This is a genomic window from Meridianimarinicoccus marinus (assembly GCF_040689105.1).
In the GTDB taxonomy this organism is placed as follows: domain Bacteria; phylum Pseudomonadota; class Alphaproteobacteria; order Rhodobacterales; family Rhodobacteraceae; genus Meridianimarinicoccus; species Meridianimarinicoccus marinus.
Genome location: NZ_JBFBVU010000003.1, coordinates 37,720 through 61,779, shown reverse-complemented (window position 1 = coordinate 61,779; position 24,060 = coordinate 37,720). Strand labels below are relative to the sequence as shown.

The window sequence follows — 24,060 nt, the reverse complement described above, 5'->3', positions numbered from 1 at the left end:
AAGCGCAACGCGAACGACCGCACGGAGCTTTCGCCATGAAATTCACCCTCTCCTGGCTCAAGGAGCATCTCGACACCACGGCCTCTGTGGACGAGATCGCCGAGACCCTGACCGATCTGGGGCTTGAGGTCGAAGAGGTCGTGAACCCCGCCGACCGGCTGGGCGCTTTCACGCTGGCAAGGGTGGTGAAAGCCGAGAAGCATCCCGATGCCGACAAGCTGCGGGTCTGTCAGGTCGCCACCGACAGCGGCGAGACCCAGATCGTCTGCGGCGCGCCCAATGCCCGCGAAGGCATCACCGTGGTGCTGGCGCGTCCCGGCACCTATATTCCCGGTCTCGACATGACCATCCAGGTCGGCAAGATCCGTGGCGTCGAAAGCCACGGCATGATGTGTTCCGAGCGCGAGATGGAGCTGTCGGACGAGCACACCGGCATCATCGAACTGCCCTCGGGCGAGATCGGCGAGCGCTTCATAGACTGGCTGGCGGCCAATGATCCGGCCAAGGTCGACCCGGTGATCGAGATCGCCATCACCCCCAACCGCCCCGATGCGCTTGGCGTGCGCGGTATCGCCCGCGATCTGGCGGCGCGGGGGCTGGGCACCCTGAAACCGGCCAAGGATGTCACGGTCGAGGGCACTTTCGACAGCCCCATCGGCGTGACCATCGACGCAGGCACGCTGGACGAGGCGCCACTGTTTCAGGGTCGCTTGATCCGGGGGGTCAGGAACGGCCCCAGCCCGGTCTGGTTGCAGGCGCGGCTCAAGGCCATCGGGCTGCGCCCGATCTCGGCGCTGGTGGATGTGACCAACTTCTTCACCTACGACCAGAACCGGCCTTTGCATGTCTTCGACGCCGACAAGGTCAGCGGCAACCTGCGGGTGCATCACGCCGAGGGTGGCGAGACCCTGACCGCGCTGGACGAGAAAGACTATACGCTGGAGCCCGGCATGGTGGTGATTTCCGACGACACGGGCGTCGAGAGCATCGCGGGCATCATGGGCGGCCTGTCCACCGGCTGTACCGAAGACACCGTGAATGTCTTTCTTGAGGCCGCCGTCTGGGAGCCGATCCAGATCGCCCGCACCGGCCGCGCCCTGAAGATCAACTCGGACGCGCGTTATCGCAATGAACGCGGCATCGATCCGGCCTTCAACGCGCAGGCCATCGAACAGGCCACGGCGATGATTCTAGAGCTGTGCGGCGGCGAGCCGTCCAATGTTGTCACCGCCGGCGCGGTGCCGAATATGGCGCGCGCCTACAAGCTGGACACCGACCGGGTGCAGTCGCTGGTGGGCATGACGATCCCGGCCGAGACCCAGCGCGCGACGCTGGAAGCCCTTGGCTTCGTGATGGATGGCGACATGGCGCAGGTGCCCAGCTGGCGCCCGGATGTGCAAGGCGAGGCCGATCTGGTCGAGGAAGTCGCGCGTATGGCCTCGCTGACCCGTCTGGAAGGCAAGCCCCTGACCCGGCCCACGCCGCGTATTGCCCGCCCGATCCTGACGCCGATGCAGAAACGCGAAAGCACGGCCCGGCGGGCGGCGGCGGCCCGTGGCTATAATGAATGCGTGACCTACAGCTTCATCGATCAGGCCTCGGCAGAGCTGTTCGGTGGCGGCACCGATGCCACCATGCTCGCCAACCCGATTTCTTCCGAGATGAGCCACATGCGCCCCTCGCTGCTGCCCGGACTGTTGCAAGCCGCAGCGCGCAACCAGGCGCGCGGGTTTCTGGATCTGGCGCTGTTCGAGGCCGGCCCAGTGTTCCACGGCGGCGAGCCGGACGAGCAGGAGGTGCAGATCACCGGCCTTCTGGTCGGCCAGACCGCCGCACGTCAGGTCGGGGCCGAGCGCCGCCCGGTGGATGTGTTCGACGCCAAGGCCGATGCCGAAGCTATCCTTGCCGCCATCGGCGCGCCCGCCAAGGCGCAGATCCTGCGCGGCATGAACGGCTGGTGGCATCCGGGACGGTCGGGCAAGATCTGTCTCGGGCCGAAGAAGGTTCTGGCGGGCTTCGGTGAATTGCATCCGCGCACGCTGGAAGCCATGGATGTGAAAGGCCCCGCCGTGGCCTTTGCGATCCACCTTGCCGCCGTGCCCTTCCCCAAGGCCAGGGGCGCAACCCGCCCGGCGCTGGTGCTGAACGATCTGCAGGCGGTGGAACGCGACTTTGCCTTCGTCGTCGACGACGGGGTCGAGGCGCTGGCACTGCTCAATGCCGCGGCCGGGGCCGACAAGGTCCTGATCGAAAGCGTCCGGGTGTTCGACGAGTTCCGGGGTGAGAAAGCGCAGGTGCAGATGGGCGCGGGCAAGAAATCCCTCGCCATTTCGGTGCGCCTGCAACCGACCGACAAGACGCTGAAGGACAAGGATATCGAGGCGGTGGCCGACAAGATCATCGCCAATGTATCCAAGGCCACCGGCGGCATCCTGCGCGGCTAGGGCAGGCGGCCTGTCAAGGGGCAGGTCCGGGGCAGCTTGCACCGGACCGCGCCTGACCGGCCCTCGATGGGGCGGGAAGGCGCCGCCCCCCCCGGTCATTTCAGCGTGACCAGCGTCACCCCGCCGATCACCATGGCCGCGCCCAGCAGCTTGGACAGGTTCAGCGGCGATTGCGCCATGCCGAACAGCCCAAGCTGGCCGAAGACCATCCCGGCCAGTACCTGCCCCGACACCAGCAGCACAAAGAACACCCCCAGCCCCATCCGCGGGATCAGATAGGATGATCCAAGGATCATCCCCGCGCTCATGATCCCGGCGCTCAGCAGCCACAGGGGAACCGTGCCGACCTTCTGGAAATCCGCCGCGCGGCTGCCGGTGGCCAGCGCGATGGCCACCGAACTGACGAAGGCGATGGCGAAGAAGGGCACATTGGCCAGCGGTCCCGAACCCAGGATCTGCGCCGACCGCGCGATCATCGGGAAATAGATCGACACGATGGCCCCCAGGACCAGGGCGAGCGCTACGGTTGCAATTGTCATGATATTCTCCCCTGCAAAGCGCCAGCATGGGACAGCGCGCGCGTACGGCCAAGGGAAACCCGCACCTCAGGCAATCTCCAGATGCCGGGCCAGAAGGTCAAAGACCAGCCGGATGCGGCGGCTGGTGTGGATCTCGCGGTGCGTGGTCAGCCAGACCGGAAACCGCAGCGGCTCCACCTGCGGCAGCAGCCGCACCATCCCCGAGGCCTGCCCGACCGCATCCGACATCATCACGATGCCCAGCCCCCGCCGCACGCATTCCCAGGCCACCAGCCCGTTCTGTGAATTCAGCTTGAAGCTCGCACGCGCCACCGGGTAGCCAAGCGCCTGCAGATGGTCCCGCATCACATCGGGGTCACCGAAGCTGATGAAATCATGGCCTTTCAGATCCTCGACCGTCTGCGGCTGCCCCCGCGCGCGCAGATAATCGGGCGCGGCGTAGAGACTGGCCGAGGCCTCGCCCAGCAATCGCGCGATCAGGTCGGGCTGGGTCGGGCGCACGTGGCGGATGGCGATATCGGCCTCGCGCCGCATCAGGTCGCGGATGTCGTTGACGGCAACAATGTCGATCTCCAGCATCGGCGCCTGCCGACGCAATTCGCCCAGAACCGGCACCAGATGGTAGGCCGAGAAGATGTCCGACGCGGTGATCCGCACCAGCCCGTCGATGGATTGCGCCTGTCCCGAGGCCGCCAGCGCCACCCGCGTCGCGGCCGCGCCCATGGCACGCACCGGTTCCAGCAGATCGGCCCCGGCGCGGGTCAGGGTCAGCGATTTGCCCACCCGTTCGAACAGCAGCACGCCCAGTTCCTCTTCCAGCGCGGCCACCTGCCGGCCCAGCGTCGGCTGGGTCAGACCCAGCTTGCGCGCGGCGGCGGACAACGAGCCCTCTTCTGCCGTGGCCAGAAAAGCGCGCGCGCGGGTCCAGTCAAAGTTCGCGAGGGGATCTTTCATGCATATCTGTATATCCCATCCGCGAATTTCGGCAATTCTTCTCGGGTTTCCGCATAGGTAGGCTGCGTCCAAATATTCCGAGAGGGTTCACATGAAAGACGCCACACAATTTTGGGACGGAATCGCGCCCCGCTATGCCAAATCCCCCATCCAGGACATGGATGCCTATACCTACACGCTGGACCGCACCCGCTCCTACCTGCGCGACAGCGACCGGGTGCTGGAACTGGGCTGCGGCACAGGCTCCACCGCGCTGCTGCTGGCCGACGGGGTCGACAGCTATCTGGCGACCGATCTGTCCGGCGCGATGATCGACATCGGGCGGGACAAGGCCGCGGCGCAAGGCACGGACAACCTGGAGTTCCGCCAGTGCGACGCGCTGGCCGCAGGGGTCGAGGGGCCGTTCGATGCGGTTCTGGGGCTCAACCTTTTGCACCTGGTGCCGGATGCGCGCGCGGTTCTGGCCCGGGCACATGCGTTGCTGGCCCCCGGCGGACTGCTGATCACCAAGACGCCCTGTCCCACCGATCGCAGCACGCCACTGAAAATCCGCGCCATGCTGCTGGCCTTGCCGATCGCGCAACTTCTGGGCAAGGCCCCTGCGGTCAACTTCCTGAAGATCGCCGAATTGGAAGACGCCGTCACCGAGGCCGGGTTCGACATCATCGAGACCGGCAATTATCCGGCCCGTCCTCCCAGCCGCTATATTGTCGCGCGCAAGCGCTAGTCCGGCGGGCGCGCCAGCATCCGCCCTGTGCGGGGCTTGGCGCGCCGCGCCCCCCGGTCTAGGGAAGGGCGCAGCAAAGGGAGAATGCCATGGCTTTGAAAGTTTACCTCTCGGGAGAGATCCACACCGACTGGCGCGAACAGATCGTCGAGGGATCCTCGGATCTGGACGTGCAGTTCGACAGCCCGGTGACCGATCACGACGCCAGCGACGATTGCGGCGTGGCGATTCTGGGCGGCGAGAACAGCAAGTTCTGGCATGACCACAAGGGCGCCAAGGTGAACGCGATCCGCACCCGCAAGGGGATCGCCGATGCCGATGTGGTGGTCGTGCGCTTTGGCGAGAAATACAAGCAGTGGAACGCGGCCTTCGACGCGGGCTATGCCGCCGCGCTTGGCAAATCGCTGATCGTGCTGCACGGGGCCGATCACCAGCACGCGCTGAAAGAGGTCGATGCCGCCGCATTGGCCGTGGCCGAGACGTCGCAGCAGGTGGTGCAGATCCTGCGCTACGTGCTGACCGGGCACCTGCCGGGCTGACCCCGGCGGCGCGCGGCCCGGTCCCGGATCAGGGGCAGGGCTGCGCGGCGAAGGCGGCGTGGCTTTCGGGGTATTTCATCGCCGACATCATCCACGCGACCTGGGTGTCGTCATAGGCGTTCACGTATTGCCAGGCGATCTGCCCCTCGGGCGTCAGTTCCAGCGCCCGTCCGGCGTCGGTTTCGGCCATCAGCACATTGCCATTGTCCAGCATCTGGTGCTTGCCCCGGAACGGGGTGTAGAAATCCTCGCCGCCCTCGGTGGGCCAGAGCGTGGCCGTGGCCCGCGTGACCGGGTCGATCTGCAGGATGCGCGAGCCGCCCAGCAGGGTGGTCCAGCCGGTATCGGCGCGCGGCTCGGCCAGGGGTCGGTTGTCAAACAGGGTGATGGTGCCATCGGGCTGGAAGTCGGGATCATGTGCGCCGCTCATCGGGCCGGTCATCCACCATTTCAGATCCATGGTCTGGCCGTCGAGGATCCAGATCTGGTTCTTGTTGCGGGCGTTGACCATCAGGTCGCCGGCCTCGAACAGCGGGAAGGCCGCGGCCATTTCGGGGCGCAGCACCTCGACGTCATTGACGTGCAGCACATCCGTGGGGGTGTTGCGCAGGGCCGACACAATGCCCTGATAGCCGGCGCGGACCAGCGGCTCCTTCAGGTCCAGATCCTCGCGCAGGGCGCCGTCGTCGGGGGAAAAACCGCGCACCCGGTCAAAGCGCAGGGGCGTATCGGCGAGGCGGGGTTCGACCTCCATCTCGCCGCTGGCCGGGGTCCAGATGGTGCCGTCGGGGGCAATGTCGATGGCATGATGCGGGCGCAGCGCGTTCTGCCACACGATCTCGCCACAGCGGGAAATGCGCATCAGGCCCTGACCATCCAGGTTGGCCAGGATATCGCCGTTCTCGTACAGATGCGCGCCGTGGATCAGGGTGTGAAACCTGTGCGCCTTTTCGTCGAAATCGACCTCGAACAGATCGATGGGCCATTGGTACAGTTGCGTGCCATCAGCGGCATACAGCCGGGCGGTGAAATCGCCGTCGAACAGGCTGACCAGAAAGGTCACGCCGGGCTGGACCCGATCCGGCAGGGGCACGCTGATGCCGGGCGGCTGATCGCGCAGCGGCGCCAGATGCTGCACCGGTTCGACGCCCATCATCGCCTTGCCTTCGGCGTAGAGCGTGCGGGCGGTCTGGATCGCCTGCTGGATCTGCGGGTAGGGCGGCAGTTTCCACACGCCCAGAAGGGCCCCCAGAAAGATCCCCAACACCAGCCCCGACGTGATGGGGATGAAAAACTCGAAAAAACTGCGAAGTCGCGACATGACTGCCTTGCCCTTGAACTGCGTTGAAACCTTAGCGCGCGGGTCGGGCAGTACCACCGGAAAAAACCGGTCAAATAGATGCGCGTATCATCGCAGGGCGTGCAGGATCGTCAGCAGGCGGGTGGCGGCGGCGGTCAGGGCGGCCTCGTCATAGGCGGCAAAGCCCAGCACAAGGCCCTGCGGCGGGTCGGGCAGCACGCTGTAGGCCGACAGCGCCCGCAAGTGCAGCCCGTGGTCGGTCCCGGCCTGCGCAATCTCGGTATCTTGGACACGCCCGACCAGCGCGGGGCCAAGCGGGCAGGTCAGATGCATGCCGCCGGGATCTTCGGAGACCTGCAACAGGTCGGGCGCGCGCCGCAGGATCGCCAGCAGGTGCTGTTGCCGCCGGCCATACAGTCGCCGCATCCGCCGCAGGTGGCTGGCAAAAGCGCCGTCCTGCATGAAGGCGGCCAGCGCCGGTTGCGGGGTCAGCGAGGCCGAGGAACCGCGCGCCGCCATCTGCGCCGCAAGCGCGGGCAGGTGGCGGCCGGGCACCACAAGGTATCCCAGCCGCAGTCCGGGGCTGAGCAGTTTCGAAAAGCTGCCCAGATAGAACACCTGGCCGGTGCGATCCAGGCTGGCCAGCGCGGGAAGCGGCTGGCCGCGATAGCGAAACTCGCCGTCGTAGTCATCCTCGATCACCGGGGCACCGGTTCGGTTGGCCCAGTCGAGCAGGGCCAGCCGTCGGGCCAGCGGCAGGGTGGCCCCGGTCGGATAGTGGCGCGAGGGGGTGACGATGGCGGCGGCCAGCCCATCGGGCGCGGTGCTGATGTCGAGCCCGTCGCCATCGATCCGGCAGGGCACGGGCCGGCGGCCGGTGCGGGTCAGCACGCGGCGCAGCGGGTCATAGCCCGGATCCTCGATCAGCACCCCGGCCGCGGGGGGCACGCAGCTGTCCAGCACCAGTTCGAAAGCCTCGACCGCACCGCTGGTCACGACCACCTGCCGCGGATGGCAGGCAATGCCGCGCCATGCTTGAAGGTGCGCCGCGATGGCCGCGCGCAGGGGCGGCCAGCCCAGAGGATCGCCCTCGCCCAGCAGTGCCGGGTCGGGGCGCGCCCAGGCCCGCTCCAGCAGCCGCGACCAGAGCCGGTGCGGAAAGGCCGCCATATCGGGGACGCCGGGGCGAAATGGCTGAAACGGCGGCGGCGCGGGCAGTTTCGGTCCGGGATCCGGCGTTGCGGCGGGCCCGGACAGATCCGGCAGATCACTGGCCACGAAGGTGCCCGCGCCCCTCCGCGCGGTCAGATACCCTTCGGCCAGAAGCTGATCGAAGGCGGTTTGCACGGTCATCCGGCTGATCGACAGTTCCGCGGCCAGCGTCCGGCTGGCCGGAAGCCGCGCGCCGGGGGTGGCGGTGCCGGACAGGATCAACCCGCGCAGCGCCTGGGCCAATTGCAGGTGCAGCGCCGGGCGGGCCTGCCGGTCGAGGGTCAGGGCAAACAGGTGGCTTTGCAGATTGGCCCGGTGTTTTTTGTCTGAACTGGACATGTTGACTGGACCAATAGCCGGTTAGGACAGCGAAACACAAGACGCGAGAGAAACCGATGACCCAGCCGACCGACCGCACCCGCCTGCGCCGCACCCACGAGCGTGGCTCTTACGACAAGGCCGATATTCACGCGATCCTGGACGCGACCTCGCAATGCGCGGTGGGCTATGTGATCGACGGCAAGCCCTATGTGACGCCGACGCTGCACTGGCGCGAGGGCAACCACGTCTATTGGCATGGGTCGTCGGCCAGTCGGGCGATCCGCGCCAGCAAGGGGGTGGAGGTCTGTCTGACCGTGCAGATCCTCGACGGCTACGTGCTGGCACGGTCGGGGTTTCATCATTCGGCCAATTACCGGGCGGTCATGATCTTCGGGACCGCCGAAGAGGTGACCGATCCGGCCGAGAAAGAGGCGCGGCTGAACCGCTTCATCGACGGGCTGTGGCCCGGGCGGTCTGCCGGGTTGCGGCCCGCGCAGGCGCAGGAGTTGAAGGCGACGACGCTGTTGAGGCTGGAGATCACCGAGGCCAGCGCCAAGGTGCGGCGCGGTGGGCCGGTGGATGACGAGGCGGACTATGCCTTGCCGATCTGGGCCGGGGTGGTGCCGGTGCGGCAGGTCATCGACGCGCCCGAGGCGGACCCGCGCAATCAGGAGGGCGTGGCGCTGCCCGCGCGCGGGATCGGGTTCGAACAGGAGAGGTAGGGGCGAGCGCCCGGGCCCGGAAGGGGCAAGCCCCTTCGCGGTGCCCGGGCGCGGCCCGGCCTGTGCCGGGCGGGAGCGTGTCAGGCGTCGGGATTGGCCGGCACTGCCCAGCCCCGTTGCACGGCGGGCCGCGCATTGAAGCGGTCGAGATAGGCCGTCACGTGTTTGAAATCGGCCATGCCGACAAGATCGCCCACCTTGTAGACGCGGTTGAGCCCTTCGAGCCACGGTCCGATGGCAATGTCGGCGATCGAATAGTCGCCGGCGATCCAGTCACGATCCGCAAGCTGGGTGTCGAGCACGTTCAGAAGGCGTTTCGCCTCGGCGATATAACGCTCACGCGGGCGGGGGTCTTCGATCTCGGACCCGGCGTAGCGGTGGAAATAGCCCAACTGCCCGAACATCGGACCAATGCCGCCCATCTGGAACATCAGCCATTTCAGGACCTCGTATTTCTGCGACGCGGACTTTCCCAGCAGTTTGCCCGACTTCTCGGCGAGGTAGATCAGGATGGCGCCGCTTTCGAACAGGGTGATCGGCGTGCCATCTGGCCCGTCGGGGTCGAGGATCGCCGGGATCTTGTTGTTCGGGTTGAGCGACAGAAACTCGGGGCTTTTCACATCCTCAGGCGCGAGGGTGACGCGATGCGCCTCATAGGCAATCCCCAGTTCCTCCAGCGCGATGGAGACTTTCACCCCGTTCGGGGTGGCCAGGGAATACAGTTGCAGGACCGTGGGGTCACTGGCAGGCCAGCGGCGGGTGATCGGAAACCGGGAGAGATCGGGAAACGTGCTGTGAATGGTCATTGCGGGTCCTTCCTTGGCCTGACTGTCAGCTAGGTGCACGCGCAGCGAATGTAAGGTGCAACGGTGCAGAGCAACTGTGCGGATCCGAAGGGCCGGCCCCGCGCGTCCGATCGAGTATTTCAGCCAAAGAGAAAGATCGCGACCGGTACCGGGGCCACGGCGAGCGAGACAGTCAGAATAAAGCCATGCAGCGAGAACAGGCGGCAGAACCCGGCGATCAGGCTGATGCCGCCGCCGCCGCCGATCACGAAATTGCCCGGCAGGTTCAGCGCCGCGGCAAGGATCACGAACCGGTAGGACAGCAGCCGGGGCCGGGGGGATTGCATCAGGATGGCAAGCCGGGCCTCGGTGTCCAGCGGTTGCAACTGGCGCAGCAGGTCGGCCATCCGGGTCAGCCGGAGGCGCGACAGCAGCGCGATGACGCGGGTTTCCGGCAGGCAGCGGCCGATCAGGAAGGCCAGTGTCAGCGCCAGCACCGTGCACAGGTAGATCAGCGGCGCGATCCCGGCCCCGAAGGCCATCATCAGCCCCAGCCCGATCTCGACCCCCGGCACGAAGGGGATCATCAGCAGCACCACATAGGCCAGCATCGCACCCCAGACCATGCCATGGCGCAGCGGGTGCGCGCCTTCGGCCAATGCGCCGGGAAGATGCGCGAGCACCCAGTCGCTGGTGTGCCGGGCCGCCAGGATCAGCGCCAGCAGCAGGACCAGGCGCACAAGCAGTCCGGCCCAGGAAAAGGGGCGTCCGGGATTTGACATGGGAACGGTCCAAAGGGTGCCGGTCGGCAATGTGACCCGATGACCTTGCCGCAGACGGGCGGCAAACACCAGCACGGCGCAACGGCAGGCCCTAAAAACAACAAACCCCCGGGCGGAAGCCACGGGGGTCGTCATGGCGACAATGCCGCCGGTTCGCTGTCGAAAGACTTAAAGAAGACCTTCGCGCTGCGCCTTTTTACGGGCGAGTTTGCGGGCACGGCGGATGGCCTCGGCCTTCTCGCGTGCTTTCTTCTCGGACGGTTTCTCGAAATGTTGCTTGAGCTTCATTTCACGGAACACGCCTTCGCGCTGAAGTTTCTTCTTCAGGGCGCGGAGGGCCTGATCGACATTGTTGTCGCGAACGCTGACCTGCATAGTGGTGTCACCACCTTCCTAGTTTAGAGTTGCATGAATCGCAGGAAGTGGCCGTATAGCAAAGGCCACCTATGTTGTCTAGCAGCGTCAGAGACATCCGAGGACCCCATGACCCAGACCACGCAGACCCCGCGCGAGGTGAAAGATTCCCTTCTGGCGGCCATTGAACCGCATGTGCCCTTCGACGGCTGGACCGAGGCGGCCTTCGTGGCGGCAGTGCGCGATTCGGGCGTCGCACCGGCGGTGGCGCGCGGCATCTGTCCGCGCGGGGCGGTCGATCTGGCGGTGCACTATCACAAGAAGGGCGATGAGGAGATGCTGCGGCGGATCCGTGCCGCCGATATGGGCGAGATGAAGTTCCGCGAGAAGGTCGCCGCCGCCGTGCGCTTTCGGCTGGAGGCGGTGACGGACCGCGAAATGGTGCGCCGGGGCGCGACCCTGTTTGCCCTGCCCAATTACGCCGCCGACGGCGCCAGGGCGGTCTGGGACACGGTGGATGCGATCTGGACGGCGCTGGGGGATTCTTCGGACGATATCAACTGGTACACCAAGCGCGCCACGCTTGGCGCGGTGTATTCCTCGACAGTTCTGTATTGGCTGGGCGATGACAGTCCGGACTATGCCCGTACCTGGGCCTTTCTGGATCGCCGCATCGAAGGCGTGATGCAGTTCGAGAAGTTCAAGGCGCAGGTCAACAAGAACCCGCTGCTGAAACCGCTTTTCGCCGGGCCGAGCTGGGCGTTAAGCTGGGTCAAGGCGCCGACACGGGTGCCGGAGGTGGACCTGCCCGGAAGCTGGTCCGAACCCAGGAACTGAGCGCCCCCGGCCTGCGCGGGGCGGAAAGGAAGACCGATCCATGACCCTGCCTGACGCGATGCGCGCCGTGGAGATTTCCCAGCCCGGCGGCCCCGAAGTGCTGCGCCCGGTCACCCGACCCGTGCCCGAATCGGGACCGTCGGACATCGTGATCCGGGTGGCCTGGGCGGGGGTGAACCGCCCCGACGCGCTGCAACGCGCCGGGGCCTATGCCGCGCCGCCGGGTGCCTCGGATCTGCCGGGACTGGAAGCCGCGGGCGAGATCGTGGCGGTGGGTGCCGAGGTCACCCGCTGGCAGGTGGGCGATCACGTCTGTGCCCTGTTGCCCGGCGGCGGCTATGCCGAATTCGTGGCGACACCTGCCGATCATGCGCTCCCGGTGCCCGCCGGTCTGACGCTGGATCAGGCCGCCTGCCTGCCCGAGACCTTCTTCACCGTCTGGTCCAACGTCTTCATGCGCGCGGGTCTGCGCGCGGGCGAGACCCTGCTGGTGCACGGCGGATCCTCAGGCATTGGCACCACCGCGATCCAGCTGGCCACCGCCTTTGGCGCGCGGGTGTTCACCACCGCCGGGACGGCCGAGAAATGCCAGATATGCGAGCGTCTGGGCGCGGAGCGCGCGATCAACTATCGCGAGGAAGACTTCGTCGAGGTGCTGAAGGCCGAAGGTGGCGCGCATGTGATCCTCGACATGGTGGGGGGCTCGTATATCCCGCGCAACATCAAGGCGCTGCGCACCGAAGGGCGGCTGGTGCAGATCGCCTTTCTGGAAAGTCCCAAGGTCGAATTGAACTTCGCGCAGGTGATGCTGCGGCGGCTGACCATCACCGGCTCGACCCTGCGGCCGCAAAGCGATGCCGCCAAGGCCGAAATTGCGCGGCAGCTTGAGGAGAAGGTCTGGCCCTTGCTGGCCAGCGGCGATCTGGGGCCGGTCATGGACAGCGAATTCGCGCTGGAAGACGCGGCGCGTGCCCATGCGCGGATGGAAAGCAGCGCCCATATCGGCAAGATCGTCCTGAAGGTCGCGGGCTGACGGCTCAGGCCGCGGCGGCGTCCCTCAGCTTGCGGCGCACAAGGTCGATGTGCACCCGCAGGGTATAGGCGTTCTCGCGGTACTTCGACGGCACCTGCACCGATTTGGCTTCCTGTTCGATGGTGTCCAGCTCGGCAAACAGCGCTTCGCGCCGGGCATCGGTCATGGCGCCCTCGGCCTCCTGGTCGATGGCCACCAGCCGGTTGTAGCGGCGGTAGATGCGGGCGCGCATTTGCCATTCGTACAGGCTGGGCACCATGCGCATCAGCGGCACCAGCAGCACCAGCAGCGGCACCAGTAGCAGGGTGACGCGGGTGATCTGGGCCGCGACCCAATAGGGCATGTGCCGTTCCAGATAACTGGGGCCTTTCTGAAGCAGGGATTCGGCCTGTGTGTTCATCGGCAGGATGGTGCCTTCGGACATGGGGAATTCCAGATCGGCGCTGAGCAGCACGGGGCCGGAATGAATTTCCTGCGCGGCGCGCACCAGCCGGTCCACCAGCGCCGGGTGCATGTCACCCTGCGCCACCAGTGTGGCGACCATGGCGGTCAGGGTGATGCGCTCTTCGGGGATCTTGTTTGCATAGTCCAGAGCCGAGGGCGGGATGTCGGCGGGCCGCACATAGGCCACCCTTCGGGTCAGCGCCTCGGTATCGCGCAGCGAGCTGATGTTGATGCGCGGATCGGTCAGCAGCGGCGCCAGATAGGGGGCGTCGATGGGCGCCACGAAGATCGCCACATCCACCTCGCCCGCCAGCAGGGCTTCGGCGGCATCGCGTCCGCCGACCGGGTGCAGGTCTTCGTAATGGATCTTCAGCCCCAGCGTCTGCGCTGTGCTGTCGATGGCGGCCCGGGTGCCGCTGCCGGGCTCGCCCGCGGCAACCCGCAGGTCGGGCCATTTGTTGGGATCGGCGGCATCGATGAAATCGCTGCGATAAAGGATCAGGAACGGTTCCAGGAACACCGCCGCAAGCGAGGCCAGCCCGGTCGCCGTGGTGATCGGCACCCCGCCCTGGATCAGCGCCACATCGGCCTCGCCCCTGGCCAGCAGGCGCGAGTTTTCCATGGATCCGGCGGTGTCCAGGATCTCAAGCTCGATGCCGTCGCGCGCAAGGATGGCGCGGTATTGCTCGGCATAGGTGTAATAGCCGCCGCCGGGCCGCCCCGCCGCCATGGTCAGATGATCCGGCGGCACCAGTTCGCGCAACCCCGACAGGGCGATGAAGGCGGCGATCAGCCCGCCGATCAGGGTCAGCGGCAGCAAAAGCGGGCCGAGATTGGACAGGATGCGGCGCATGTCAGTCTCCGGTCGGGGGCATTCCCTGCCCCTTTCTATCCCTAGCGTCGCCCGCGCCAAAGAAAAGCCCTGGCTTTAAGGTCTGGAAAAAAACCATGGCTAAATGGGGGCATGTCGTGGCTTAGTTGTGGTTAACCATACGTTAATCATGGGGAGAGGCCCGTATGTCGGAGACTCCGAGAGCGCGGATATTGTCGGACCTGTTTGCCGGGGCCGGGATGGGCCTGCTTCTGGGCACGGTCATGGGATTGACCACGACGCCGGTTGTTTCGGTGGTGGTGGGCGCGCTGGCCGCCCTTCTGGGCGTGTTCATGGGGCTGGATGGGTCAACCGACGACAGCGGCCGCACACCGCGCGTCAACGGGGTCCGCATCGGCGCCTTGGGCGCGGCGGCAGTCATCGGCTTCGGGCTGGGGCTGTACGTCCGCATCAACAATCCGCTGGCGGAATCGCCCGTCGATCAAATGGCCCGCTGGGCCGAGGCGCTGCCCGAGGATCCGACACTGGCCAAGCAGATGATGCTGTACGAGCGCACCGGCATTTCGCCCGAGGCCTTCACCTATGGCACCGCCGCCCCGGTCGAGCCTGTGGTGGCCGTGATGAATGAAGAGGCGGTGAAGGCCAAATCGGCGATCCTGTTCTCCTCGCTCAGCGACTACGACGTTTGTTCCAAGCTGGACCCGGAAGAATACGGCACCCCGGCGGATGTGCTGGCGCTGTACGCGCGCTCGACCGCCCCGGCGATGCTGAAGCGGATCAAGACCGAGATCGAGGGGCTGGACCCCGCGATGCAGCCTGCCGCCGTGATCACCGCGCATCTGGTGCTTTGCGCCGTTCAGGATGCCGAGGATGAAGAGGAGGATGTACCATGATCCGGATACTGCGAACCGCCGCCCTGGCCCTGACGCTGGTGGCGATGATGGTGCCTCCGGCGCTGGCCGACAGTCGGCAGTCGGTGGTGCGGGTCAAATGCCTGTTGGCAAACGGCGGCGAGATGAAGGCCACCGGCTTCATCTGGCCCAAAAAAGGCCAGATGGTCACCGCGCTGCACGCGGTTGCGGGCTGTCAGGAGGTCGAGGTCTACAGCCAGGCCGCCAAGCGCAGCACCATCGCCACCCATGCGCTGACGGTCGATCTCGAGGCCGATCTCGCCCTGTTGCAACTGGAAGACGATCTTGGGCTGGAAGCCGTCCCCCATGCCGACCGCGAACCCGACCTGTCGCGGCCCTTCATGACCTGGGGCTATCCGCTGGTGCAGAAGAAGGTGATCGGCCACAAGATCGAATTCGGTCTCGGGCTGGACAGCAACATCACCACCATCGGGCAGGCCTTCGAAGGCGACGAGATCAAGGAGCTGTTCAAGCACCAGTCCTATCCCGGCAAGGCGACCCAGATCCTGCGTGTGACCAGCACCATCCAGCCCGGTCATTCCGGCGCGCCGATCTTTGACGAGCACGGCCACGTGGTGGCGATTGCCGATGGCGGTCTGCTGGGCGGCTTCCGGGGCATCAACTGGTCGATCCCGGCGCATATCTACCTGATCAACCTTCCCTATTCCCAGGACCCGATCCCGCAGGAAGCGTCGGAATGGGCCGGCCTGTTCAGCGCGACCCAGCCCGGCAAGGCCAAGCCCACTGCGGGCGGGGGCGTGTTCGGCCAAGATCCCGTTGCGCCCCAGAATGGCGGCGAAGGTCTGGATCACGAGCCCGTGGCCGAACCCGAGTATCTGGGCGATCCGCAGTTCTTCCTTGGCGATGGCAGCGGTCCCTACCTGCTGCGGCAGGTGACCCTGCGCGAGGCGCTGGACTATATGTACTTCGTGCAGGAGGACAGTTTCTACGCCACCGAGATCGAGCATCTGATGTGGGACCAGTCGCTGCTGGAGGACGTCTGGTACAACGTCTATCAGGACCCCACCACCGGCGGCACGCTGGCCTTCCCGTCGTGGGTGACCATCGACTGGCTTCAGGACGGCAATTACATCTGGGCCTACAGCAACGACTACCTGTACCAGATGACCGCCTATTTCCGGCAGGAAGAGACCTTTGAAAACGCGATGGGCCATATCTATGGCCATTCGCAGTGGATCGACGGATTCGCGCAATGGTCCGAAAACTGGCCCAGCCAGGTGACCGATCCGGTGATCGACTATGAATGGGAACACGCGGACTACAGCCGATCCCACATCGGCATTGAGGCCCAGATGAACCATCAGGCCTTCTTCATGGAGACCAGCACGGTGCGCGGCAGCGCCTTTCTTGGTGCCTCGTCCCGCTCGCCCTATCCCGAAGCCGGCCCGGCGGTGCACGAACAGTTCAACGCCCTGGTGATGGAGGCCGGGATGGTCTACCTGACCAGCCTCGTCGACCTGCAGGACTGGGCCTGGGAGTATGACCAAAGGTATCTGGAACAGCAGGGTATCGGCGAGGGCACGGTTGTCGGCTTCGGCAACGACAGCGACCTGACGCTTGTGCGCCAGATGAGCCTGCGGCAGGCGCTGGACTATATCCGCTATCTGGATGAGTACGATCCGTTCATCGGCGAAATCGAAGGCGTTCTCTGGGACGAGGCGCTGAAGGACGAGATCTGGTTCAACGTCTATGAAGACGCGGTGACCGGGGCCACGGTCGCCGTACCGTCATGGATGGCGATGGAGTGGAACAACGACACCGGGATGCTGTTTGCCTATAACGACACCGACACGCTGGAAATGACGGTGGCGGTGCTGCCCGGGCAGGGGTTTGACGGCGCGCTGGAGCAATCGTCCCATCATGTCACCGATCTGCACGGCTGGGCCGAATGGTACGAGAGCAGCCCGCTGGACTTCAACTGGGACTATTTCACTCCCGAGGATCAGTTTGCCACCTTCACCGGCATGTATTCCGGTCTGGACCATGCCACCGGACGCCAGGGCGACATGCTGATGAACCTGTCGGTTCTGGGCGATGTGTTCCTTGGCACCACCGTGTTCATGACCCCACTGGGAGAGTGGCCCGCCGAAGAAGTGGTGCTTGAGGCCATGATGATGGAGGTTTCGGCCCGCTACCTGTCGGATTTCGCCAAGTTCTGAGTCTGCGCGTGGGTCAGCGCAAGGAACACGTCCTCAAGATCGGGTTCCTCGGTGGCCACGTCGCGCAGGGTGATACCAGCGTCGCGCACCCGGTCGAGGATCGCCCCCGGCGAGGTTTCCGCGCGCGAATAGGCAAAGGCCAGCGCGCCGCCGGGCCGCTGGGTGGCGGTGACGCCGGGAATGGTGGGCAGGCCGTTCAGCGGGGCGGATTCCGGGGTGATGACAAGGGTCTTGGCATCCAGGCGCGCCAGCAGGTTGGCGGTGCTGTCCTGCACGATCTTCTCGCCGTGGTTGACGATGGCGATCTCGTCACACATCTCCTGCGCTTCTTCCAGATAGTGGGTGGTCAGGATGATGGTCATGCCGTCGTCATTCAGCTTGCGCACGTTGCGCCACAGCATCTGCCGCAATTCAATGTCCACCCCGGCGGTGGGTTCGTCCAGCACCAGCACATGCGGGTGATGCACCAGCGCCTTGCCCAGCAGCAGCCGTCGCCGCATCCCGCCCGACAGCGACCGGGCATAGGCATCGGCCTTGTCCGACAGGCCGACCATGGCGAGAATCTCGTCGGTGCGCCGCTGCGACCGGGGAATGCCGTAGAGCCCCGCCTGCACCTCCATCGCGCCGCGCGGCGAGAAGAACGGATCGAGGTTCAGTTCTTGCGGCATGACGCCTATGGCGGCGCGCGACTGGCGCGGGTTCACGTCCTGATCGAAGCCCCAGATCGACACCTGCCCGGCGGTCTTGTTGACCAGCCCGGCAAGAATGTTGATGAGCGTGGATTTTCCCGCCCCGTTCGGCCCCAGAAGCCCGAAGATGGCGCCGCGCGGTATGGTCAGGTCAATGCCCTTCAGCGCCTCTTTCGCCGGGGAATTGCCCTGCGCGGCATAGGTTTTGGTCAGGCCGGTGATCTCGATGGCGTTGCGGGACATGAGAGGCTCCTGCTGAGGGCGATCCTGCGCAGATAGCCCTCCGGTGCCCGAACCTCAACCCGCGGGCGCGCCTTCGTCTCGCGCCGGGCCGGGGCCGGGGTGCCCTGAATTGCCGCAAGCCGCCGCGAAGGCTTGCCGCGCGGGCGTCTTTCGGTATCTTGGCGCGGCACGACGCCAGCCCTTGACGGGCTGCACAAAGCGAGGACCCGCATCATGAGCATCCAGCCCCCCGAAACCGAAGTGGTCGACACCTTCCGTGTGGCCTGCGACGGCGGCGAAGGCGCGCTTGGCCACCCGCGGGTCTGGCTGTCGATTCCGAAGGAACGCGGCTGGGTCGAATGCCCCTATTGCGACAAGAAGATCATCCACAAGACCGCCGCCGCCGACTGACCGGCGCGGGTGGCGGGCCTATTGCGCCCGCACCATGCATCCAACCCCTTGCGACCGAAGGCGCGTGCACAGCGACTGCGCGGCCTGGCGCGTGGTCAGGCCGACCTGGGCTGCGTGAAACGGGCGGGTGGATCCGGGCAGGCGATGCTCGGCCACCGCCATCCGGGTTCCGGCAAACAGCGATTCGTTGGCGTGGTACACGACGTTGCCGCGCCGCCGCGCCATGTCCTTGCGCGGATGGGCGGCGAAGATCGCCAGCCAGGGTGCTGCATCGGGGGCGATGATCTGCGACGGCGGGGCCTGCTGGGTGGCCAGCGCCAGGCAGGCGTCGTGAAAGCTGGGCCCGAAGGGGGCCGCGAACCGGGGCAGCCTTGTGGGGCGCGCCGGCGGTGGCGGGGCGTCGGGGGCAATCCAGATCTCGATCGGCTGGCCGGTGATGGTCACCACATAGGCGCGGGTTTCGCCGGGCAGGCCGGATTCCCCGGCCAGATAGCGCCGCAGCCGGTTCTCGCCGCCATTGTAAGCGGCCGCCGCCAGCCCGAGGTTGCCGAACCGCTGCTCCAGATCCTTCAGATAGGCGGCTGAGGCCTCGACCGCCGAAGCCGGGTCGAAAGGATCCTCCAGATCGCGCAGATCGGCGGTGGAGGGGATGAACTGGGCGATGCCCTGCGCCCCCGCCGGGCTGACGGCGCGGGAACTGAACCGGCTTTCCTGCCACAGCAGGCGGGCCAGAAAATGCGCGTCGAGCTCTTCCCGCGCAGCCGCAGCCTCGATCACCCGGCACAGATCCGGGGCATAGCTGGGCAGCCGGATGCACAGGCGACCGTCCGCGGTGCAGGAGGGGTCCATCCGTTGCAAGGGGCGCGGGCGCGGTGGCGGCAGGGACAGGTCGGGCCGCTCTGTGGGGCGGGCAGTCATCGGCAAGGCGGTGATCAGGCGGCGGGGTGCGGCGGGCGTGACCTCGGGCACATCCGGGCGCGGCAAGGGCGGGGTGACCTGTTCGGGATCGGTCGCGGGCGCGATTCCGGTTTCCGGTTCGGGCGCGGTGTCATCCCCGGCCACCGGGGGCGGGTCGGTGGCTGTCGCGGCCCCGGTAACCGTGCTGGTGTTGCTGCCATCCTCTGTCACCAATACCCCGCCGATCTCGGGGCGGACCTGCGGGCGGGCCGTCGCAACCGGCTCGTCCCCGGTCCCGGCGGGACGCGGCAGCGGTTGTGCCCCCGCGCCGCTGGCTGCCAGCCACCCGGCCAATGCCAGCGGCCAAAGGCGCCCGCACCGGCGCGCCCGGTCCCGATCCTTGGGAAAACGCCTTGCCATTCGCCTGCCTGTGCCCGTTGCGTCCCACGCACCCTATCGGGCAGCCGGGGGCGGGTCGACTCTCGGTGCCGTGATCGAAATTCGGGTCGCCAGCGGCGCACCGCTCCTATAGGTCAGAGGACACGGTATTCTAATGGCAGACAGGGGCAAGGCGCGGCATGTTCGGAAAAGGTCACCATCTTCACCTGATCGACGGATCGGCCTTCATCTTCCGCGCCTATCACGCGCTGCCTCCCTTGACGCGCAAGTCCGACGGGCTGCCCATCGGCGCGGTCTCGGGCTTCTGCAACATGCTGTTCAAATACGTCGAGGCCAACACCGGTCCGGATGCGCCCACCCATGCCGCCGTGATCTTCGACCATTCCGGCAAGAGCTTCCGCAACGAGATCTACGACCTCTACAAGGCCAACCGACCGCCCGCGCCCGAGGATCTGGTGCCCCAGTTCCCGCTGACGCGCGAGGCCACCCGCGCCTTCAACATCGCCTGCCACGAGATCGAGGGCTTCGAGGCCGACGACATCATCGCCACGCTGGCCTGTCGCGCCCGCGACGCCGGGGGCCGCGTCACCATCATCAGCTCCGACAAGGACCTGATGCAGCTGGTGGGCGGCGGGGTCGAGATGCTGGACGCCATGAAGAACGCCCGCATCGATGTCGAGGGCGTCGAGGCAAAGTTCGGCGTCGGCCCGGACCGGGTGGTCGATGTGCAGGCGCTGGCCGGTGACAGTGTCGACAACGTGCCCGGCGCGCCGGGCATCGGCATCAAGACCGCCGCGCAACTGATCAACGACTTCGGCGATCTGGAAACGCTGCTGGCGCGGGCCGAAGAGATCAAGCAGCCCAAGCGCCGCCAGACCCTGATCGAGAAGGCCGACCAGATTCGCATGTCGAAGCGGCTGGTGCAGCTGGATTGCGACATGGAACTGGATTTCGGTCTTGAGGATCTCGAGGTGCACGACCCCGATCCCGAGGCCCTGCTGAGTTTCCTGGCAACCATGGAATTCCGCACCCTGACCAAGCGCATTGCGACGCAACTGGGTGTCGATGAGCCCGAGATCGCGGTGCCCGTCGACAGCCCCGCCGCCCCGGCCGAGGACATCCCTTTCGACGCTGCCAATTACGAAACCGTCCGCGACGCGGCGGCGCTGCAGCGCTGGATCGACCTGATCTATGACCGTGGCTGGGTGGCGGTGGATACCGAAACCACCTCATTGAACGAAATGCGGGCCGAGCTGGTGGGCATCTCGCTGGCGGTGGTGGCCGGGTCGGCCTGTTATATACCGATCACCCACAAGGCCAGCGCCGAGGACGGGCTGTTCGGTTCTGACGATCTGGCCGAGGGGCAGATGCCGATGGACGAGGTTCTGGCGATGCTGACGCCCGTGCTGGAGGATCCATCGATCCTGAAAATCGGCCAGAACATGAAGTACGACGCCAAGATCTTCGCCAATCTCGGCATCACCGTGGCCCCGGTCGATGATACGATGCTGCTGTCCTACGCTCAGCACGGCGGGCTGCACGGGCATGGCATGGATTACCTGTCGGACCGTTACCTGAACCACAAGCCGATCCCGATCAAGCCGCTGCTGGGGGCGGGCAAATCCGCCATCACCTTTGACCGCGTGCCCATCGACAAGGCCACGCCCTATGCCGCCGAAGATGCCGACATCACCCTGCGTCTGTGGCATCACCTGAAGCCGGGGCTGCACCGGTCCCGGGTCACCACCGTCTATGAAACGCTGGAACGCCCGCTGATCCCGGTGCTGGCGCAGATGGAGCGGACCGGCATCAAGGTGGACCGCGACACGCTCAGCCGCATGTCCAACGCCTTCGCCCAGAAAATGGCGGGGCTGGAGGCCGAGATCCACGACTTGGCCGGCCAAAGCTTCAACGTCGGCTCGCCCAAGCAGCTGGGCGAGATCCTGTTCGACAAGATGTCCCTGCCCGGTGGCAAGAAGGGCAAGACTGGGGCCTATTCCACTGGCGCCGACATCCTGGAAGATCTGGCGACAGAACACGAACTGCCGCGCCGGGTGCTGGACTGGCGCCAGCTGTCCAAGCTGAAATCGACCTACACCGACGCGCTGCAGGAACACATCAACCCCGACACCGGCCGGGTGCATACCTCGTATATGATTGCGGGGGCGGCCACCGGGCGGCTGGCCTCCACCGACCCGAACCTGCAGAACATCCCGATCCGCAGCGAAGAGGGCCGCCGCATCCGCGAAGCCTTCGTCGCCCCCGAAGGCCGCACGCTGGTCAGCCTCGACTATTCCCAGATCGAGCTGCGCATCCTTGCCCATGTGGCAGATATCGAGAGCCTGAAGCAGGCGTTCCGCGACGGGCTCGACATCCACGCGCTGACCGCGTCGGAAATGTTCAACGTGCCGCTGGAAGAGATGACCCCGGATGTGCGCCGTCAGGCCAAGGCCATCAACTTCGGGGTGATCTACGGCATCTCGGGCTTCGGCCTGGCCCGCAACCTGCGTATTCCGCGCGCCGAGGCGCAGGGATTCATCGACCGCTATTTCGAACGCTTCCCGGGCATCCGCGCCTATATGGACGACACGGTCGCCTTCGCCAAGGAACACGGCCATGTGGAAACCCTGTTCGGCCGCCGCATCCACACCCCCGAGATCACCGCCAAGGGCCCCAAGGCCGGCTTTGCCAAGCGCGCCGCCATCAACGCGCCCATTCAGGGCACAGCGGCGGACGTGATCCGCCGCGCCATGGTGCGCATGCCCGACGCTATCGAGGGCCTGCCCGCGCAGATGCTGCTGCAGGTCCACGATGAATTGATCTTCGAAGTGGATCAGGGCGCCGAGGCGGCGCTGATCGACCGGGTGCGCGAAATCATGGAAGACGCCGCCATGCCCGCCGTCAAGCTGGACGTGCCGCTGGTGGTGGACGCCGGTCAGGGCAAGAACTGGGCTGAGGCCCATTGACCCCGAAGGGCCGGTCCTGGCTCAAGCTGGCCTTTGTGGTGGCGCTGGGGCTGACCCTCATGTTCGGCGTCAAGCTCTCCCGTCACTTGATCGGCTGGGACGGGCAGGCCGACATGAGCGCCAGCCTGGAAAGCTGGATGACCCCGCGCTACGTCGCCCGCATCCGCGAGGTGCCGCCTGAGGCGGTGGCCGAGGCGCTGGATCTGGCGCGGGACGGCAGCGGGCGCCGGATCACCTTGGGCGAAATTGCGCAGGCGCGGGGCGTGACCTTCGACGAACTGTCCCGAACCCTTGATTTACGGATACAGGAGGGAACCGTCCGCTGATGAGCGCCGATCTCCTCGCCCTGGTTCCACTCTATGGCGCTTGGGTCATCCTGCTGACAACCTTCTTGTCCTGCCTCGCAGTGCCAGTGCCCACCTCGCTCATCATGCTGGCGGGCGGGGGGTTCGTGGCCAGCGGCGACCTGAGCCTGCTCCATGTGGGCGGGGGTGCCTTGCTGGGCGCGGTGCTGGGCGATCAGGCGGGCTTTCTGATCGGGCGGCGGGGCGGCAGCGGTCTGGTGACCCGACTGGGCCGGCGTCCCTCCCGCGCCGCAGTTGTCGGCCGGGCCCGTGCGGCGCTGGCGCGCTGGGGCGGGGTGTCGGTGTTTCTCAGCCGCTGGCTGTTCAGCCCGCTGGGTCCCTACGTCAATTTCGTCGGCGGAGCGGGCGGGCTGCCGTGGCGGGTGTTTTCGATCTGGAGTGTCGCTGGCGAATCCATCTGGGTCACCATCTACGTGAGCCTCGGCGCCAGTTTCGCGGGTCGGCTGGATCAGATTGCCGAGATCGCGACCAGCACCGCGGGTGTATTGGCTGCCGGGTTGGTGACCCTGGGCCTGGGCTGGCTGATCTGGCGGCGGCCTCGAGGCTGACACACCCCCGACGGACGCCCCCCCCGAGCCACGGTGGAAATCCCGGTTCAGTCCAGTTCGACCTCTGCCGCAGGGATGATCGGGAAGAACACCCCGCCCGACCAGATGCCCAGCCAGTCCGCCCCGTCATGGGGCGCGACCTCGGCCCGATCCACCAGCCGGTAGAAACTCTTGCGGTCGATCAGCGCCTCCAGCCCGGCGCGGACCATGACGTAGGGAGAGGGCTCTCCGGTCTGCGGATCGCGCACCACGCGGATGGGATGATCGGCGCCGGCGCTGACCACATCGTCCACATGGGTCACGAAGGTCAGGATCTGTTCGCGGCCCGCGCCCTCAACGGTGAAATCCACCGCCACGAAGGGCGCGTCCTCGACCCGGATGCCGACCTTTTCCACCGGGGTGACCAGGAAGTACTTGCCGCCTTCCAGCTTCAGGATCGACGAGAACAGCTTGACCAGCGGCCGCCGTCCGATGGGGGTTCCCATGTAGAACCAGGTGCCGTCGCGGCGGATCTCCATGTCCAGGTCGCCGCAGAACGGCGGGTTCCACAGATGCACCGGGGGCGGCCCCTTGCCGGTCGCCGCCTGCGCGGCCTTCACGATGCTGTCAGCATCCGGTGTCACGATGTTTTGTGCGCACATGGTTTT

Annotated in this window: 23 protein-coding genes; 12 read left to right on the top strand and 11 right to left on the bottom strand. The window is 66.3% G+C overall.

The annotated features are described in order from the left end of the window. Window positions 1-35 precede the first annotated feature (35 nt). A complete protein-coding gene (gene pheT / locus AB0T83_RS03740) occupies window positions 36-2,444 on the top strand; it encodes a phenylalanine--tRNA ligase subunit beta (protein ID WP_366191686.1) in 2,409 nt (802 codons plus the stop codon). A gap of 95 nt (window positions 2,445-2,539) precedes the next feature. Here the strand turns inward: pheT and AB0T83_RS03735 are convergent, their stop codons facing one another. Further along, window positions 2,540-2,983 (bottom strand): DMT family transporter, encoded by a 444-nt coding sequence (locus tag AB0T83_RS03735; protein ID WP_366191684.1) that lies wholly within the window; start codon window positions 2,981-2,983, stop codon window positions 2,540-2,542. 66 nt (window positions 2,984-3,049) lie between these two features. Further along, window positions 3,050-3,937, bottom strand: a complete 888-nt coding sequence (locus AB0T83_RS03730) for a LysR family transcriptional regulator (protein ID WP_366191683.1) — start codon at window positions 3,935-3,937, stop codon at window positions 3,050-3,052. Between the two features lie 91 nt (window positions 3,938-4,028). On the opposite strand from AB0T83_RS03730, the gene AB0T83_RS03725 reads away from it, so the two are divergent. Both AB0T83_RS03725 and AB0T83_RS03720 read left to right on the top strand, forming a co-directional pair. Then, complete coding sequence (locus AB0T83_RS03725; RefSeq protein ID WP_366191682.1) at window positions 4,029-4,664, top strand: class I SAM-dependent methyltransferase; 636 nt, start codon at window positions 4,029-4,031, stop codon at window positions 4,662-4,664. Window positions 4,665-4,753: 89 nt separating this feature from the next. Continuing rightward, on the top strand, window positions 4,754-5,203 hold the full coding sequence (locus tag AB0T83_RS03720; protein WP_366191681.1) for a YtoQ family protein: 450 nt from the start codon (window positions 4,754-4,756) through the stop codon (window positions 5,201-5,203). Window positions 5,204-5,231: 28 nt separating this feature from the next. On the opposite strand, the gene AB0T83_RS03715 is transcribed toward AB0T83_RS03720, so the two are convergent. Both AB0T83_RS03715 and pdxR read right to left on the bottom strand, forming a co-directional pair. Continuing rightward, on the bottom strand, window positions 5,232-6,524 hold the full coding sequence (locus tag AB0T83_RS03715) for an arylsulfotransferase family protein (protein ID WP_366191679.1): 1,293 nt from the start codon (window positions 6,522-6,524) through the stop codon (window positions 5,232-5,234). A gap of 87 nt (window positions 6,525-6,611) precedes the next feature. Then, window positions 6,612-8,054, bottom strand: coding sequence for a MocR-like pyridoxine biosynthesis transcription factor PdxR (gene pdxR, locus AB0T83_RS03710; RefSeq protein WP_366191678.1), 1,443 nt, complete (start codon window positions 8,052-8,054; stop codon window positions 6,612-6,614). Window positions 8,055-8,110: 56 nt separating this feature from the next. Between pdxR and AB0T83_RS03705 the strand changes: the two genes are divergently transcribed. Then, on the top strand, window positions 8,111-8,758 hold the full coding sequence (locus AB0T83_RS03705) for a pyridoxamine 5'-phosphate oxidase family protein (protein ID WP_366191677.1): 648 nt from the start codon (window positions 8,111-8,113) through the stop codon (window positions 8,756-8,758). 80 nt (window positions 8,759-8,838) lie between these two features. Here AB0T83_RS03705 and AB0T83_RS03700 read toward each other — a convergent pair whose 3' ends face one another. The 3 genes from AB0T83_RS03700 to rpsU form a co-directional block, all read right to left on the bottom strand. Next, complete coding sequence (locus AB0T83_RS03700) at window positions 8,839-9,564, bottom strand: glutathione S-transferase N-terminal domain-containing protein (RefSeq protein WP_366191675.1); 726 nt, start codon at window positions 9,562-9,564, stop codon at window positions 8,839-8,841. A 119-nt stretch (window positions 9,565-9,683) separates the two neighbouring features. Further along, on the bottom strand, window positions 9,684-10,325 hold the full coding sequence (locus AB0T83_RS03695; RefSeq protein WP_366191674.1) for a hypothetical protein: 642 nt from the start codon (window positions 10,323-10,325) through the stop codon (window positions 9,684-9,686). Between the two features lie 168 nt (window positions 10,326-10,493). After that, window positions 10,494-10,700, bottom strand: a complete 207-nt coding sequence (gene rpsU, locus AB0T83_RS03690; protein ID WP_005614280.1) for a 30S ribosomal protein S21 — start codon at window positions 10,698-10,700, stop codon at window positions 10,494-10,496. A gap of 108 nt (window positions 10,701-10,808) precedes the next feature. Here rpsU and AB0T83_RS03685 point away from each other — a divergent pair, with 108 nt between their 5' ends. Further along, window positions 10,809-11,516, top strand: coding sequence for a COQ9 family protein (locus tag AB0T83_RS03685; protein ID WP_366191671.1), 708 nt, complete (start codon window positions 10,809-10,811; stop codon window positions 11,514-11,516). A 40-nt stretch (window positions 11,517-11,556) separates the two neighbouring features. Continuing rightward, window positions 11,557-12,549 (top strand): NAD(P)H-quinone oxidoreductase, encoded by a 993-nt coding sequence (locus AB0T83_RS03680; RefSeq protein WP_366191669.1) that lies wholly within the window; start codon window positions 11,557-11,559, stop codon window positions 12,547-12,549. Window positions 12,550-12,553: 4 nt separating this feature from the next. Here the strand turns inward: AB0T83_RS03680 and AB0T83_RS03675 are convergent, their stop codons facing one another. After that, window positions 12,554-13,846, bottom strand: coding sequence for a TAXI family TRAP transporter solute-binding subunit (locus tag AB0T83_RS03675; RefSeq protein ID WP_366191667.1), 1,293 nt, complete (start codon window positions 13,844-13,846; stop codon window positions 12,554-12,556). Between the two features lie 164 nt (window positions 13,847-14,010). Here AB0T83_RS03675 and AB0T83_RS03670 point away from each other — a divergent pair, with 164 nt between their 5' ends. Both AB0T83_RS03670 and AB0T83_RS03665 read left to right on the top strand, forming a co-directional pair. Beyond that, a complete protein-coding gene (locus tag AB0T83_RS03670) occupies window positions 14,011-14,718 on the top strand; it encodes a hypothetical protein (protein ID WP_366191665.1) in 708 nt (235 codons plus the stop codon). Further along, window positions 14,715-16,916, top strand: coding sequence for a S1 family peptidase (locus AB0T83_RS03665; protein WP_366191663.1), 2,202 nt, complete (start codon window positions 14,715-14,717; stop codon window positions 16,914-16,916). The genes AB0T83_RS03670 and AB0T83_RS03665 overlap by 4 nt, the downstream gene beginning before the upstream one ends. Here AB0T83_RS03665 and AB0T83_RS03660 read toward each other — a convergent pair. After that, a complete protein-coding gene (locus AB0T83_RS03660) occupies window positions 16,889-17,848 on the bottom strand; it encodes an ABC transporter ATP-binding protein (protein ID WP_366191661.1) in 960 nt (319 codons plus the stop codon). The genes AB0T83_RS03665 and AB0T83_RS03660 overlap by 28 nt on opposite strands. Window positions 17,849-18,061: 213 nt before the next feature. On the opposite strand from AB0T83_RS03660, the gene AB0T83_RS03655 reads away from it, so the two are divergent. Further along, window positions 18,062-18,238 carry a zinc-finger domain-containing protein gene (locus tag AB0T83_RS03655; protein ID WP_366191659.1) on the top strand — a complete coding sequence of 59 codons (177 nt, stop codon included), beginning with the start codon at window positions 18,062-18,064 and terminating at the stop codon, window positions 18,236-18,238. Between the two features lie 18 nt (window positions 18,239-18,256). Here the strand turns inward: AB0T83_RS03655 and AB0T83_RS03650 are convergent, their stop codons facing one another. After that, window positions 18,257-19,555 carry a lytic transglycosylase domain-containing protein gene (locus AB0T83_RS03650; RefSeq protein WP_366191657.1) on the bottom strand — a complete coding sequence of 433 codons (1,299 nt, stop codon included), beginning with the start codon at window positions 19,553-19,555 and terminating at the stop codon, window positions 18,257-18,259. 158 nt (window positions 19,556-19,713) lie between these two features. On the opposite strand from AB0T83_RS03650, the gene polA reads away from it, so the two are divergent. Genes polA through AB0T83_RS03635 form a run of 3 tightly spaced genes read left to right on the top strand, consistent with a single transcriptional unit; the run spans window position 19,714 to window position 23,413 of the window. Beyond that, window positions 19,714-22,500: a DNA polymerase I gene (gene polA / locus AB0T83_RS03645; RefSeq protein WP_366191655.1), complete on the top strand. Its 2,787-nt coding sequence runs from the start codon at window positions 19,714-19,716 to the stop codon at window positions 22,498-22,500. After that, the gene (locus AB0T83_RS03640; protein WP_366191653.1) at window positions 22,497-22,826 is read left to right on the top strand and encodes a hypothetical protein; all 330 of its coding nucleotides are present in this window, start codon (window positions 22,497-22,499) and stop codon (window positions 22,824-22,826) included. Before polA ends, AB0T83_RS03640 begins: the two co-directional genes overlap by 4 nt. After that, the gene (locus AB0T83_RS03635) at window positions 22,826-23,413 is read left to right on the top strand and encodes a DedA family protein (protein WP_366191651.1); all 588 of its coding nucleotides are present in this window, start codon (window positions 22,826-22,828) and stop codon (window positions 23,411-23,413) included. Before AB0T83_RS03640 ends, AB0T83_RS03635 begins: the two co-directional genes overlap by 1 nt. A 47-nt stretch (window positions 23,414-23,460) precedes the next feature. Here AB0T83_RS03635 and AB0T83_RS03630 read toward each other — a convergent pair whose 3' ends face one another. Continuing rightward, the gene (locus tag AB0T83_RS03630; RefSeq protein ID WP_366191649.1) at window positions 23,461-24,054 is read right to left on the bottom strand and encodes a DUF1285 domain-containing protein; all 594 of its coding nucleotides are present in this window, start codon (window positions 24,052-24,054) and stop codon (window positions 23,461-23,463) included. Window positions 24,055-24,060: the final 6 nt, after the last annotated feature.

Bases quoted from the DNA above. Each gene is read 5' to 3' on its own strand.
- pheT (WP_366191686.1), top strand. From the start codon at position 36: ATGAAATTCACCCTCTCCTGGCTCAAGGAGCATCTCGACACCACGGCC.
- AB0T83_RS03735 (WP_366191684.1), bottom strand. From the start codon at position 2,983: ATGACAATTGCAACCGTAGCGCTCGCCCTGGTCCTGGGGGCCATCGTG.
- AB0T83_RS03730 (WP_366191683.1), bottom strand. From the start codon at position 3,937: ATGAAAGATCCCCTCGCGAACTTTGACTGGACCCGCGCGCGCGCTTTT.
- AB0T83_RS03725 (WP_366191682.1), top strand. From the start codon at position 4,029: ATGAAAGACGCCACACAATTTTGGGACGGAATCGCGCCCCGCTATGCC.
- AB0T83_RS03720 (WP_366191681.1), top strand. From the start codon at position 4,754: ATGGCTTTGAAAGTTTACCTCTCGGGAGAGATCCACACCGACTGGCGC.
- AB0T83_RS03715 (WP_366191679.1), bottom strand. From the start codon at position 6,524: ATGTCGCGACTTCGCAGTTTTTTCGAGTTTTTCATCCCCATCACGTCG.
- pdxR (WP_366191678.1), bottom strand. From the start codon at position 8,054: ATGTCCAGTTCAGACAAAAAACACCGGGCCAATCTGCAAAGCCACCTG.
- AB0T83_RS03705 (WP_366191677.1), top strand. From the start codon at position 8,111: ATGACCCAGCCGACCGACCGCACCCGCCTGCGCCGCACCCACGAGCGT.
- AB0T83_RS03700 (WP_366191675.1), bottom strand. From the start codon at position 9,564: ATGACCATTCACAGCACGTTTCCCGATCTCTCCCGGTTTCCGATCACC.
- AB0T83_RS03695 (WP_366191674.1), bottom strand. From the start codon at position 10,325: ATGTCAAATCCCGGACGCCCCTTTTCCTGGGCCGGACTGCTTGTGCGC.
- rpsU (WP_005614280.1), bottom strand. From the start codon at position 10,700: ATGCAGGTCAGCGTTCGCGACAACAATGTCGATCAGGCCCTCCGCGCC.
- AB0T83_RS03685 (WP_366191671.1), top strand. From the start codon at position 10,809: ATGACCCAGACCACGCAGACCCCGCGCGAGGTGAAAGATTCCCTTCTG.
- AB0T83_RS03680 (WP_366191669.1), top strand. From the start codon at position 11,557: ATGACCCTGCCTGACGCGATGCGCGCCGTGGAGATTTCCCAGCCCGGC.
- AB0T83_RS03675 (WP_366191667.1), bottom strand. From the start codon at position 13,846: ATGCGCCGCATCCTGTCCAATCTCGGCCCGCTTTTGCTGCCGCTGACC.
- AB0T83_RS03670 (WP_366191665.1), top strand. From the start codon at position 14,011: ATGTCGGAGACTCCGAGAGCGCGGATATTGTCGGACCTGTTTGCCGGG.
- AB0T83_RS03665 (WP_366191663.1), top strand. From the start codon at position 14,715: ATGATCCGGATACTGCGAACCGCCGCCCTGGCCCTGACGCTGGTGGCG.
- AB0T83_RS03660 (WP_366191661.1), bottom strand. From the start codon at position 17,848: ATGTCCCGCAACGCCATCGAGATCACCGGCCTGACCAAAACCTATGCC.
- AB0T83_RS03655 (WP_366191659.1), top strand. From the start codon at position 18,062: ATGAGCATCCAGCCCCCCGAAACCGAAGTGGTCGACACCTTCCGTGTG.
- AB0T83_RS03650 (WP_366191657.1), bottom strand. From the start codon at position 19,555: ATGGCAAGGCGTTTTCCCAAGGATCGGGACCGGGCGCGCCGGTGCGGG.
- polA (WP_366191655.1), top strand. From the start codon at position 19,714: ATGTTCGGAAAAGGTCACCATCTTCACCTGATCGACGGATCGGCCTTC.
- AB0T83_RS03635 (WP_366191651.1), top strand. From the start codon at position 22,826: ATGAGCGCCGATCTCCTCGCCCTGGTTCCACTCTATGGCGCTTGGGTC.
- AB0T83_RS03630 (WP_366191649.1), bottom strand. From the start codon at position 24,054: ATGTGCGCACAAAACATCGTGACACCGGATGCTGACAGCATCGTGAAG.